This window comes from Xanthomonas sp. NCPPB 3570 (genome assembly GCF_056725115.1).
Genome location: NZ_CM161513.1, coordinates 2459146 through 2472153 on the forward strand (window position 1 = coordinate 2459146; position 13008 = coordinate 2472153).

10 protein-coding genes are annotated in these 13008 nt (G+C 69.8%); 2 read left to right on the top strand and 8 right to left on the bottom strand.

The window, feature by feature from the left end; all coding sequences use genetic code 11:
- Positions 1-725: 725 nt before the first annotated feature.
- From AC1PLR_RS10680 to AC1PLR_RS10715, 8 genes are all read right to left on the bottom strand, one after another.
- Positions 726-1907 carry a VWA domain-containing protein gene (locus tag AC1PLR_RS10680; RefSeq protein ID WP_481100966.1) on the bottom strand — a complete coding sequence of 394 codons (1182 nt, stop codon included), beginning with the start codon at positions 1905-1907 and terminating at the stop codon, positions 726-728.
- Positions 1904-4219 (bottom strand): DUF5682 family protein, encoded by a 2316-nt coding sequence (locus AC1PLR_RS10685; protein ID WP_481100967.1) that lies wholly within the window; start codon positions 4217-4219, stop codon positions 1904-1906. Before AC1PLR_RS10685 ends, AC1PLR_RS10680 begins: the two co-directional genes overlap by 4 nt.
- Before the next feature lie 14 nt (positions 4220-4233).
- Complete coding sequence (locus AC1PLR_RS10690; protein WP_481100748.1) at positions 4234-5316, bottom strand: ATP-binding protein; 1083 nt, start codon at positions 5314-5316, stop codon at positions 4234-4236.
- A gap of 26 nt (positions 5317-5342) precedes the next feature.
- Positions 5343-6869, bottom strand: a complete 1527-nt coding sequence (locus tag AC1PLR_RS10695) for a DUF5691 domain-containing protein (RefSeq protein ID WP_481100968.1) — start codon at positions 6867-6869, stop codon at positions 5343-5345.
- Entirely contained in the window at positions 6866-8194 is a 1329-nt protein-coding gene (locus AC1PLR_RS10700; protein ID WP_481100969.1) for an SWIM zinc finger family protein, read from the bottom strand. The genes AC1PLR_RS10695 and AC1PLR_RS10700 overlap by 4 nt, the downstream gene beginning before the upstream one ends.
- Before the next feature lie 104 nt (positions 8195-8298).
- Positions 8299-8499 (bottom strand): hypothetical protein, encoded by a 201-nt coding sequence (locus AC1PLR_RS10705; RefSeq protein WP_481100970.1) that lies wholly within the window; start codon positions 8497-8499, stop codon positions 8299-8301.
- 142 nt (positions 8500-8641) lie between these two features.
- Positions 8642-9892 (bottom strand): sensor histidine kinase, encoded by a 1251-nt coding sequence (locus AC1PLR_RS10710; protein WP_481100971.1) that lies wholly within the window; start codon positions 9890-9892, stop codon positions 8642-8644.
- Complete coding sequence (locus AC1PLR_RS10715; RefSeq protein ID WP_010341904.1) at positions 9889-10578, bottom strand: response regulator; 690 nt, start codon at positions 10576-10578, stop codon at positions 9889-9891. Before AC1PLR_RS10715 ends, AC1PLR_RS10710 begins: the two co-directional genes overlap by 4 nt.
- Before the next feature lie 72 nt (positions 10579-10650).
- Here AC1PLR_RS10715 and AC1PLR_RS10720 point away from each other — a divergent pair, with 72 nt between their 5' ends.
- Together AC1PLR_RS10720 and AC1PLR_RS10725 are read left to right on the top strand one after the other, a co-directional pair.
- Positions 10651-12147: an efflux transporter outer membrane subunit gene (locus AC1PLR_RS10720; protein ID WP_481100972.1), complete on the top strand. Its 1497-nt coding sequence runs from the start codon at positions 10651-10653 to the stop codon at positions 12145-12147.
- 26 nt (positions 12148-12173) lie between these two features.
- The gene (locus tag AC1PLR_RS10725; RefSeq protein WP_481100973.1) at positions 12174-12992 is read left to right on the top strand and encodes a MipA/OmpV family protein; all 819 of its coding nucleotides are present in this window, start codon (positions 12174-12176) and stop codon (positions 12990-12992) included.
- Positions 12993-13008 lie beyond the last annotated feature (16 nt).

Consider the following 13008-nt stretch of genomic DNA (forward strand, 5'->3'; position numbering starts at 1 on the left):
CAAAGCCGATAGTTGACGTTGGCAATTCCGGCAATGCCGGCGTAGCCAATCATACGCATAACAGGCCAACACCACGTGGCCCTCGGCAGTGGTGCGTCGGTCCGTTTGATCGATATTTGGGCCAGACCATCCAGATTCCCGAAGATTCCCTCGCCGCCGACTCAGTGGCGACTTTGCTCGTGCTCCCCCCGTGGGGAGGGGGAGTGTCTGGCAGCCTTGGCACGAACACGACCGTCCACGTCCGCTGACGCGCGCTACCGCACCGGAACCACGCTAGAACTTCGATTCTTCTATTTCGTTCGACCGGCCCGGGGTGTAACTCACCTCGAGCGAGGCACTCATCCGGATGACAGCGGTGGTATGCCAGTAGCGGGCAACGTGTTGGACACGGTCAGCCCAAGCCTCCTAAACCAGCACGCTCTAGGCGTAGTCGCGGCAAAGTGGCTGCAACCTGACACCGATCAAACTGCTCTGCATAGCGACACTGGTACGAAGAGCGTCCACGCGTTACTCTGGATCGTGTCCTTGGAGAGGGAAAAAAGCCTTTGAAATCAAGCAGGGGCACGATCCAAGCGAAAAGGACACGAACTAAAGAAACTGACACACAGCCAGACCCAACGCAGCCGCTGCGTGGCCATGCACGAAATTTCGCATAATGTATCTTATGTAAAATCAAGCAGGCCCGATGCGGCCCGCAACGCAAGACACCATCAGACCCACCAACCTCACCGCACCGTCACCAACCCCTGCGCCCCCGCCCACTGCTGGATGTCGTCCCGGCGGATCGCCGCGGCCATCAGGCCTGGAAAGGCATCCGGCGTGCAGGCGAACGACGGCACGCCCAGCGCCGCCAGCTTGGCCGCCAGGGCGCGGTCGTAGGACGGCGTGCCCTCGTCGCTGAGGGCGAGCAGCACGATGAACTGCACGCCGGATTCGATCAGTTCGCGGGCGCGCGCCAGCAGCCGCTCCTCGACGCCGCCTTCGTACAGATCCGAGATGAGCACCAGGATGGCGTTGTGCGGTTCGCGGATGATGCCCTGGCAGTAGCTCACCGCGCGGTGGATGTCGGTGCCGCCGCCCAGTTGCACGCCGAACAGCAGGTCCACCGGATCGTCCAGTTGCTCGCTCATGTCGACCACTTCGGTGTCGAACACGACCAGGCGCGTGGACACCGCCGGCAGCGAGGCCATCACCGCGCCGAAAATGCTGGAATACACCACCGAGGCGGCCATGGAGCCGCTCTGGTCGATGCACAGCAGCACTTCGCGTTGCGGCTTCCTGGCCTTGCGGCCGTAGCCGACCAGGTCCTGCGGCACCACGGTGCGCAGGTCCGGCTGCCAGTGCCGCAGGTTGCTGCGGATGGTGCGGTGCCAGTCGATCTCGGCCAGGCGCGGGCGGCGGTTGCGGCGCGCGCGATCCAGGGCACCGGTTACCGCCGAGCGCATCGGTTCCTCCAACTGGCGCAGCAGGCGCTCCACCACTTGGCGCACCACCATGCGCGCGGTGTCCTTGGTCTGCGCCGGGATCACCCGGCTCAGGCCGATCAGGTTGGCGACCAGGTGCACGTCGGGCTGCACCTGCTCGAGCATTTCCTTTTCCAGCAGCATCTGGGTGAGGTCCAGGCGCTGCAGGGCGTCGCGTTGCATCACCTGCACCACCGACGACGGAAAGTAGCGGCGGATGTCGCCCAGCCAGCGGGCCACGTTGGGCGAGGAGGCCCCTCGCCCGCCGCGGCGCCCCAGGCCGCCCGCGCCGTCGGGTTCGTACAGGGCGGCCAGCGCCTGGTCGATGCCCTGCAGCGGCTTGGGCAAGGCGCCGCAACTGGATTCGGCTTCCTGCCCCAGGATCAGGCGCCAGCGCTGCGCGCGCGAGGTGGGCGTGTCGGGAGTGGATGGCGTGTCGGTCATGCGGGCAATCCCAGCAGTTCGCGCAGCGTCGGCAGGGCACGCTCGGCGCGGGCCAGGTTCCAGTCCGGGGCGACAGCCGCCACGGTGGCCTCCACCGGCGCCTGGCGCACGCGCGTTCCCAGATCGCGGCGGTCGGCCGGCGGGAAGGCGGCGAAGGTGCGCCGCACCAACGGCAGCACGCGCACCAGTTGTGCTTCGTCCAGCGCCACGACCCAGGCGTCGATCATCTGCCACACGGCGTCGTCGTGCAGCAGCACGGTGGCGTTGCGGTTGAGGAAACCGTCCAGCCACTGCGCGGCCTGCAGCGGTTCGGCACCGGGCGACAGCTGCTGCTGCAGCTGCAACTGCACGGTGTCGGCCTGTACCGCCTGCGTGTCGAACAGGAGCCGCAGCGCCACGCCGCGCAGCAGCGCGCTGCATGCCGGCGACAGCGCGACGCGTCGCAAGGCCTGCTGCCAACTGGCGCTGCCGTCCGCATCGCCGCGCAGGCCGATGGCGCGGTCGGCGTCCAGGACGATGCCGCGTGCCTGTTCGGCGCGGGCCTCGTCGAGGCTGGACAGCGCCAGAGTCAGGCCGACGACCGCACGCGCCAGCATGCTGTCGAACAGGTGCGCGACCTGGCGGCCCTCGGTCTGGCGGACATTGCCGTAGCGGTACACGTTGGCCAGCGGCGGCAGTGCGCCGAGCAGCGCCAGCGGGTCGGCATCGGTGGCGGCACGGGCCTCGAGTTCGGCCGCGATCGCGCTGACCGCCTGCGGCAGGTCGGCCAGCAGCACCTGGTCCACCAGCGCGGACAGCGCAGGCAACGCCTCGGCCTTGCGTGCCTGCGCGATGGCCATGCTGGACGCGGCATCGGCCAGGGTCTGCCCGTGGCGGCTGGCTTGCACCAGGTCCACCAGGAAGTGCGGCTGCCAGGCCAGCTGCCAGATTTCGTGGAAGGTGCCGCGTGCGGACTGCCCGGTGCGCGCCAGCCGGCCCCATTCGATGCCGATCAGGCGCAGTCGATGCAACAGATGGCTGCGTGCCAGGTCGGTGTCCTTGCGCAGATCCAGATCCAGGGTCTTTTCCAACGCTTCGGGTTTCAGACGCAGGCGCTTCTGCTGCGCCTCTAGGTCGCGCTGCAGCGGCACCGCCGGCACGCTGTCGGGCACCTGTCCCAGGGCATCGCCGATCATCAGGCGCTCACGGATGAGCCGCATCGGCGCATCGTCGCCGTTGCAGATGACCGCGCGGCTGGCTTCGGCGATGTCCTCCAGGCCAGGGGCTGGATGACCACGCAAGGCAGCCAAGGTGTCGGCCAGGCGGGTGGCCTCGATCAGGTGCGCCGACGAGCAATCGAGTCCGTTCTCGCGCAACAGGCGCCCCACCCGCGCATACCAGCCGACGGCGCGCTGGTCGTGGACGCCGCTGCTGCGCCACAGGTGGTCGTACCAGCCCGGCGCTTCAACGCCGGCGCCGTAGCCGCTGTCCATGCTCAGGTGACGATAGGTCCACGGCACCCAGGTGCTCTGCGTCTTGCGCTTGGGCATGGCCTTGAGCAGGCGGCTGTCGGCGGTGGCGCTGTTGGCGCGCAACGCCTCCGGCTGTAGTGCCGGCACATGCCAGGCGCCGCACACAACCGCGACGCGCGCGAAGGCCTTGCCGGCACTGCGCAGCGCGCTGCGCATATGGGCCTCGCGTACGGCCTCGTGTTCGCCGCGCAGGCCGGGGTGATCCGGCGTGTGTGCGCGCACCGCGGTCATGGCCTCGGCGATGGCATCGAACAGGCCTTGCCCGTCGCCGCGCTCTTCCACCATGTGGTTCCACCAGGTCTCGCCGTCGGCATGGCCGGCGGCGCGCGCCAGCCAGTCCAGCGGATCGGACGAACGCACCTCGGCGCTCCCCTCCCCGGCTGGGTCGGCAGCGTCCGGCGCCGGCAGCGGCGTGTCCGCCTGCTCCGGCATGTCGTGGATCTGCGCGGGCGCACGCTCGGCACGTGCCTGCGCCTGCCATTCCAGGGTCAAGGCGGGCGGCACATCCATGAAGCGCACCGGCACGCCGTTGTGCAGCGCCCAGTGCATGGCCTGCCACTCCGGGGAGTACGCCGCATAGGGATGGAACACCGCCAGTTGCGGGTCGTCGACGCAGTAGGACAGCAGGGCCACCGGCGGCTGCATGCCCTCCTCCAGCACGTGCGGCAGCAACGCCTCGGTGCCGGCCGGCCCTTCGATCAGCACGCAGTCCGGCTGCAGCGCCGTCAATGCGGCGACCAGGCTGCGCGCGCAGCCGGGGCCGTGGTGGCGAATGCCGAACAGGGAGATCGCGTCGCTCATCGGTGCCGGCCCGCTCAGGCCTGCTCGCGGAAGGCGCGGTACAGGTCCTTCCAGTCCTCGCGCTCCTTCACGACGGTTTCCAGGTATTCCTTCCACACCAGCGCATCCTGCACCGGATCCTTGACGATCGCGCCGATCATGCCGGCCGCCATGTCGCCCGGGCGCAGCACGCCGTCGCCGAAATGGCCGGCCAGGGCCATGCCGTTGTTGATCACCGAAATGGCCTCGGCCGTGGACAGCGTGGCGGTCGGGCTCTTCAGCTTGGCCTTGCCGTCTTCGGTGACGCCATTGCGCAGCTCGCGGAAGATGCGCACCACGCGCGCCACTTCCTGCAGCGCCGGCGGTTCGGCCGGCAGGTCCAGCGCCGCCCCCATTTCGGCCACGCGCTTGCGCACGATCGCCACTTCGTCCTCCTCGCTGGACGGCACCGGCAGGATCACGGTGTTGAAGCGTCGCTTCAGTGCGCTGGACAGTTCGTTGACGCCCTTGTCGCGGTTGTTCGCGGTAGCGATCACGCTGAAGCCGCGCACCGCCTGCACTTCGCTGCCCAGTTCCGGAATCGGCAGGGTCTTTTCCGACAACACGGTGATCAGCGCGTCCTGCACGTCGGCCGGAATGCGGGTGAGTTCCTCGATGCGGGCGATCTTGCCCAGGCGCATGGCCTGCATCAGCGGGCTCGGCACCAGCGCCTTCTCGCTGGGGCCGTTGGCCAGCAGCTGCGCGTAGTTCCAGCCGTAGCGGATCTGCTCTTCGCTGGTACCGGCGGTGCCCTGCACCAGCAGCGTGGAATCGCCGCTGATCGCCGCGGTCATGTGCTCGGAGACCCACGACTTGGCGGTGCCCGGCACGCCGAACAGCAGCAGGGCGCGATCGGTGGCGATGGTGGCCACGGCCACTTCCATCAGGCGGCGGTCGCCGATGTACTTGGGGCTGACCACGAAGCCGTTCTCCAGCGTGCCGCCAATCAGATAGGTGACCACGGCCCAGGGCGAGAGCAGCCAGTTGGCGGGCCGTTGGCGGCTGTCCTGGCGGCGCAGTTCCTCCAGTTCCTCGGCGTATTGGTGTTCGGCGTGCTGGCGCAGGACGGCAGTGCTCATGAGGTCTCCAATGAAAGGCGTGAGGATCAGGATGCGGCGTGCAGGGTCTGGCGCAGGGCCAGGAGCTGGCGGGCCTGCTGCACGCAATCGAGCATGGCGGCGGTGGCATCTGCCGGCGGATCGGCCACCTTTACCTGCAGCAATGCGGACGGATGCAGGACGGCGAGCAGTTCCAGCAGCGCATCGCGCAGGGTGTAGTCGTGGCGCAGCGTGGCCTCGCCGAACAGGGCCCCCAGCCCTGCCGCCAACCGCTGCGAATACGCCACGCTCAGGGTCTGGCCGAGCGCGGTGCTGGCCAGCACGTCGCCGAGCAGGCGTTGTTGCTGCAGGTCGGCGGCACTGGCCGGCCAGTGCCGCTCGCGCTGCGCCGGCGGCAACAGCGCGAGCAGGTCGCCCAGGCCCAGCAACCGCTGCTCCACGCCGATCAGCGCTTCCACCCAGGCCGGTTCGCTGGCATCCACGCGTTCCAGCCAGGAACGCAGCAAGGCGTCGTACCACTCGGTGTCGCGCGCCCAGGCCAACACCTCTTCCGGGGTCTTCTCCAGGGTGTCGCACCACCAGGCAAGCGGCAGCTGTCGCGCCAGTTGGTAGAGCCACCAGGCGCGTTCGCCAAGGGCGTCGTGATCCGGCCGCTTGCCGTCCATGGCGGCGTCGGTCCAACCAGGATCGGCGGCGGACGGCGCATCTAGCATCCAGCTCACCCGGCGCAGCAAGCCGCTGCGTTGTTGCCGCAGGATGCCGAGCATCTGCGTGCGCAGGTACTGCGCATGCGCGCTTGTCGAAAGTCGCGCCAGCATCGGCCCGGCGAGCAGCCGCACTTCGCGGCTGCGATCCTTCAACAGCTGCTGCAGCAAGGGCGCGTCGGCATCGCTCAGGTGCGCCTGCAAGGCCTCGACGCAGGCCGCGCGTTCGCGCGCAGACAGATCCTTGAGTGCGGCTTCCAGGCGCGAGCGTGCGCCAGAGGCGTCCTGCGTGCGCAACTGCCGCAAGGCCAGCAACCGGGTGTCGAACGCGCCGTCGTTCCACATACGCTCCAGGTCTGCAGGCGTCTGCGCCGCCTCAACCGCATCGGCGGCGTAGGCCCACTCCGCACTGCGCGCCGCCAGCCATCGCCCACGCGCACCGAGTACCGGGCGCAATGCGGACCGCAGCGCGCTCAGGCGTGCGCCTGCATCCAGTGCCTGCGGCAGTACCGCGACCGGCAGATGCTGGCCGCGAGCGGCCAACTGCAGGCAGGCCTCGTGGCGCAGGCGCTTCAGCCACGCGGGCGGCTGCTGGCCGGCGAACAGCCCTCGCAACACCGGCAACCAGGGATGATCGGCGGGCAGCACCTGCGGATCCGGCGGTGCAGGCGGCACCAGTGGCATTGGTGCGCCCAGACGCAGCGCCGCACGCCGGCAGGCCGCCAACGCGCCCACCTGCAGGCTGTAGCCCAGTGCGGCGTCCTCCTGCGTGGCGATGGCAGCGAGCACCTCGCCGAGCGCGCCGTCGACCGGGATCCGTTGCGGGCGATCGATGCCCAACAGGGCCGGCTTCAACCAGGCCTCGTTCATGCCGCGCTCCTTTCCCAACGCTCGCCTTGCGCATTCCAGGCGCTGAGCGGCAACAGCGTATCGCCATCCCACTCGCCCATCAGACACAACGGATGGCCACCCGCGAACGCGAGCAGCGCCCAGCCCTGCAACGCGGACACCTGCAGGGGCAGGCTGCCGTCGGCGTGCTGCGCCCAGGCGCTGCGGCCATCGTGCGCGATGTGTAAGTCCTGCAGATACATGGGTACCTGCGGCAGCCAGGGATTGAGCGCATGCGCGCGGGCGGCGTCGTCGAGGGTGTCGGTGCATGGCGGCGCGGCGCCTGCCTGCACTCCGGCATCCACCTCGCCCGGGACGGCCCGCAACGGCACCGTACCCGGATGGAAGTGCAGGCGGCCGACATGCACGTCGCCATTGCGCCAGTGCTGCTCCCAGCCGCGCCCACCGTGGCTGTAGTCCTGCAGCAACGCCGTGCGACCGCTATCCATGCCGTGCAGCCACACGCGGCGCTCCAGCAGATTGCCCGGCTGCTCGATCAGGAGCTGGCCCTGGACGTGCCAGCGATCGTGCACCGCCTCGCCGTCGCGCAGCACCATCTCGCGCTCCAGCGGCCAGCCCAGCGCCGCGCGCAGATCGGCCTGGCGCGTGGCGCTGAAATCCTCCGCCCGCAGCACCGCCTGGGCCAACAGCTGCAGCAGGCCGAGGCGCTCGCCGAGATCGGCCAGTTGCGCGAGATCGCGACCGCCCTCGCCCACGGCGCGCTCCAACTGCGCGGCCAGCCCCGGTGCCTGTGCATCCACCATGCGCGCCATCATGCGCCGCGCGTCGTGGGCGAACTCCGCGCCCAGGTTGGCCAGGCCCTGGCGGAACTGGTCGGCGATCCAGCGTTGCAGTTCCATCGCGCCGGCCTGGATGCGCGCCCAGCGCGCCTGTTCGCGTTTGGCCGCCGCCGCGGCCTGGGCCTGCGGATCGGGTGGCGGCGTGCTGGCGGCGACCTCCTTGCGCGCCGCGCGCTCGCGGCGTCCCTGCATCCATTCGTCGACCCAGGCCGGGCGGGTGCCCGGCACGCAGCGCGGACTGCCGGCGGCATACAGCAACAGCATGGCCAGGCCATGCTTGCACGGGAACTTGCGGCTGGGACACGAGCAACGGCTGACCATCGCCGCCAGGTCCACCTGGGTCTGGTAGGGCTTGGCGCCACTGCCCTGGCATTCTCCCCACAGCACCTCGGCATCGGCCCCGAGCAGGCCCCATTTCGCGTCCGTGGCCAGGCCCGCGGCCGCCTTGGCCGATGCCGCATCGGGCGCAAGCGCGAGGACCTGCTCGCGCGTGAGTCGCAATTCCATATCCGTACTCATTTCAGCGTCGCGGCGATGATAGCCGAGCTTGTGTGGCAATCCGCCACACCGTCGGGGCCGAACGCGTGGCTCCGGACGAATGCGGCCGTGGCTCAGCCGCCCCGCCCCAACCGCCGCAGGATCTGGGCGCGTTGTTTCGCGCTGAACACGGCGGCGTGTGCCTGCAGCAGCGCGATCACCGCGGTATGCGCCCCCTCGGTGCGGCGTTGCAGTTCCCGGGTGGCGGCCTGTTCGATGGCGCGCCATTCGGCGACGGTGGTTCCGGTCGGGATGAGGGTGCTGGCTGCACGCATTGCGAGGTCCGGTTGCGACACTGGGGCAGGCCGCTACTCGCTCGGCCTTGCCCTACTCTATCGCCAAGTGGTCTGCCTTGGCGCGTGTCGCATGGACGGCCGGATGCAGAACCGCATCTACGCTCCGCAGCTGTTGCGGATCTCAGGCGTGGCGCTTGCGTGGCGTCGCCGCCGACGCACTGGTCGCCGGCGCATCGGCATCGCCCGCGGGCACATGCGGCAAGCGCACCCGCGCGCACAGCCCGCCGCCCTCGCGGTTGGCGAATTCCAGCGCACCGCCGTGCGCCTGGCAGATCGCCGCGGCGATCGACAGGCCCAGGCCGCTGCCGCCGGAATGGCGCGCACGCGAGTCGTCGGCGCGCCAGAAGCGGTCGCCCATCCGCGCCAGCGCCTCTTCGTCGACACCAGGTCCGCGATCGGCAATGCGGATCAGCACACCCTCGGCATCGGCCTGCGCCTCCAGGGTCAGTTCGCCACCGGCCGCGGCGTAGCGCAGCGCATTGTCGATCAGCACCGAGAGCACCTGGCCGAGGCGGTCGCGGTCGGCACTGATGTGCAGGTGATCGGGGATGCGGACCTGCACCTGCATGCCGGCCTCCTGCAGCGGTTGCGCGGCCCAGGTCAGGCGTTCGCGGACCAACGCGCCGAGCGCGAACCGCTGCGGCTCCAGCATCAGCTGGTTGGCACGGGCCATCGACAGCAGGTGCAGGTCGCCGACCAGGCGATTGATCTGCTCCAGCTGGCGCTGGACCATGCGCAACTGCTCCTCGCTACTCGGGAACACCTGGTCGAGCATGCCCTGGACCCGTCCCATCGCCGCGTTGAGCGGCGTGCGCAATTCGTGCGCCAGCATCGCGCTGGACTCGCGCACCTCGCGTTCGTACTGCTGCAGCTGCGCACTCATCCCATTGAAATCGATCGCCAGGCCGGCCAGCTCGTCCGGCGCGCCGGGCACCACCCGCGCGCGCGCGGCGAAATCGCCATCGCTGATCCGGCGCGCCGCCGCGGCCACATTGGAGAACTGTCGCGACAGCGGCCGCGAGGCGAGCAGGCCGCAGACCACGATCACCGGGATCGACGCCAGGATCATGCCCGCCAGCAGCAGCCAGTCGCGGCTGGCCAGCCCGGGCAGGAAATCCGCCACGTCGTAATAGGTCTCGAACAGCTCCCACAGGCGCCGCGCATTGCTGTGCGGATCCTCGCGCAGTCGCAGCATCTCCTGCCGCGCCTGCGGCGGCAGGCGGCTCAGGGTGGAGACGTCCCAGATCGCGAAGCGCAGCACCATGCCCAGCGCGATCGCGATAATGGTCAACACCGCCAGCGCGCTCATGCGCAGGCCCACCCACTGCCACAGCGGCGCGTGGCGCTTGCGGCGGAACCAGGACCAGTTCATCGGAAGCGGTAACCGATGGCGCGCACCGTCACCAGCAGCCCGGTGACCTGCTCGTGTTCCAGCTTCTTGCGCAGGTTGTGCACGTGCGCATCCACCACCCGTTCCAGCGCATCGCTGTCGGGCAGGCAGATCTCCAGCAGTTCGCTGCGGGTGAAGGCCTTGAACGGCGTCTTCATCAGCGTCGCCAGGATGTTGAATTCGGTCGGGGTCAGTTCCAGCGCCACCTCCTGCCCGTCGGCATCGCGCACGGTGGCACGCACCGCGGCGGTGTCCACGGTGAGCCGTTCGTGGCGCAGCGGCTCCTCGCTGGCGCGTGCCGGCCCGGCGCGGCGCAGCACCGCAAACACCCGCGCCACCACTTCCTTGGGGCTGTACGGCTTGACCACGTAATCGTCGGCGCCGTAACGCAGCGCGCCGAGCTTCTCCGGTTCGTCGCCCATCGCGGTGACCATGATCACCGGCGTGTCGCTGCTGCGGCGGATCGTGGACAGCACCTCGGTGCCGCTGAGCCGCGGCAGCATCACGTCCAGCAGCACCAGGTCCGGCTTCCACTGCGCATGCACCGCCACCGCCTTCTGTCCATCCTCGGCGATGGTGACCTCGAAGCCGTCGCGGCGCAGGTAGGCCTCGAGGATGCTGGCGCTGTCGGCATCGTCTTCGACCAGCAGGATCTTCTTCGCGTGCATGCCCGGTGCCCGTGTTTGGCGTCTTGATGGAATCTTGAAGATTCCTAGAAGGCGGCTTGAACATGCCCGCCGATGCTGGCAGTCGAGTTCGATCACCCGACTGCCGCCATGATTCTACCGTCCCTGCCGCTCCGCCCGCGTCGCGCCCACGCCCTGTTCGGGCTGCTCGCCCTTGCCTTAGGGGGCTGCTCTTTGGCGCCGGTCTACCAGCGCCCGCAAACCGCACTGCCCCTCACCCTGGGCGCGACCACCGCAACCGTGGCCGCGGCCCCTGGCCGAAGCGACAGTGCGCTCACCGAGCAGGAGCAGCAGTTCGTGCGCGCGTTCTCGCCGCAGCACGACCTGACCCCACTCGTCACCCTGGCGCTGGCCCACGACCCGGACTTCCGCAATGCCGTGCTGACCGTGCAACAGGCCCGCGCCCAGTACCGCATCGAACACGCGCAGCAGTTGCCGCAGCTCGGCCTCGATGCCCAGGGCACGCGCCGCGAGTACGACGACGCGGCCACGCAGGCACGCTATGGCCAGAAGCTGAGTACCGTTGCAGTGGGCGTGGACGGCTTCGAACTGGACCTGTTCGGCAAGCTGGCCTCGCTGTCGGCGGCGGCGCAGCAGCGCTACCTGGCCTCCGAAGAGGGCCGCCAGGCGGCGCGCGGCGCACTGATCGCCGAAGTCCTGCGGGCCTACACGCTGGAACGCGCCGCCCTGCAGAGCCAGCAGCAGACGCAGACCATCGCCGAACGCAGTGCCGCGCTGCTGGCGATCGCCACGCGCCAGCAGGCGGTCGGACTGATTGCCCGCGATGCGCTGGACCGCCAGCGCCACGACGACGACCAGGCGCAGGCGCGCGCGCAGCAGGCCGCCAGCGACCACGCCGCCGCCCGCCGCGCCCTGCACTTGCTCGCCGGCTACGCCGCGCCCGATGGCGTCGGCACCCTGCAGGACCTGCTGCCTGGCGCGGGGCAGGACGACGGCCGCGTCTGGCGCGACCTCGATTCGCAGCTGCTGCTGCAGCGCCCGGACGTCCGCCAGGCCGAAGCAGAGCTGCGCGCGCGCAATGCCGACATCGGCGCCGCGCGCGCCGCATTCTTTCCGTCGATCCGCCTGAGCACCTCGCTGGGCACCGCCAGCGAGGCATTGAACGGCCTGTTCATGCCCGGCAGCCGCACCTGGAGCTTCATGCCGCAACTGGTGCTGCCGCTGTTCGACGGCGGTCGCAACCGCGCCAACCTGGACATCGCACAGCTGCGCAAGGACGGCGCGGTGGCCGACTACGAGAAGACCGTGGAAGCGGCGTTCCGCGAGGTCGCCGATGCGCTGGATGCGCTGCCGGCGCTGCAGCAGCGCGAACGTGGCGAACGCACCAATCTCGAACGCGAACGTCAGCGTGTGGCGCGCCTGCAGCAGCGCGTCGCGCAAGGTCTGCAGGACCGCCCCGAGCTGCTGGCCGGCGACATCCAGGCCGCGCAGGCCGAACTGGCGCACCTGCAGGCGCGGCAGGACCTGCTGCTCGATCGCATCGCGCTGTTCCGCGCGTTCTACGGCGTGCCACTGCCGCACGCGCCCTGATCGTTCCCCCGCACGAGGTTGCCCAGATGAAACATGTCCTCTCCGTTCTGTCGCCCACTCTGACCGTGGCATTGCTGGCACTGCCGCCGGCCGCGCACGCAGCAGATCCCGACCCGGCGTCCGGCGCCGGCCTGTTCGGCGATCGCACCCAAGTGAGCGTGGGCGCCGGCGCCATGCTGAACCCGCGCTACCCCGGCTCCGCCGACGACCGCGTGCAGGCGGTGCCGGTGTTTTCGATACAGCGCGGCATCCTGTTCGCGGACACGGTACGTGGCGCCGGCGTGCAGTTCCAGAACGCGCACGGCTTCTCCGCCAGTCAGTCGTTCGGCTACGACCTGGGCCGCCTGCAACGCAACAGCAGTTGGCGCCCCGGCTCCAAACGCCTGGCCGGCATGGGCGACGTCCCCGGCGCGATCACCGCGCGCAGTCTGGTCATGCAGCAACTCACTCCATACCTGGCACTGGACGCCGAAGCCGAGTTCGCGCTGAAGGACGGCGCGCGCCGCAACCGCTACCGCGCCGGCGCGCGCTTCACCCTGCTGCAGGCCGCGGCCGATAACGTGACCCTGGACCTGGACGCGCATGTCGGCGACCGCCGCTTCAACCAGGCGTACTTCGGCGTCACCGAAGCGCAGAGCCTGACCAGCGGATTCCAACCGCACCGCGCCGATGCTGGCGTGTACGCCTATTCGGTCGGCGCCGAATGGGATCACACCCTGTCGCCGCACTGGACCGCCTCGCTGCTGCTCGACGCCACCCGCTACGTCGGCCCCGCCGACGGCAGCCCGGTGGTGCGTCGCCGCGCCGCTGCCGGCGGCGGCGCCACCGTCACCTACACCTTCTGATCGCTTTCGGACATCG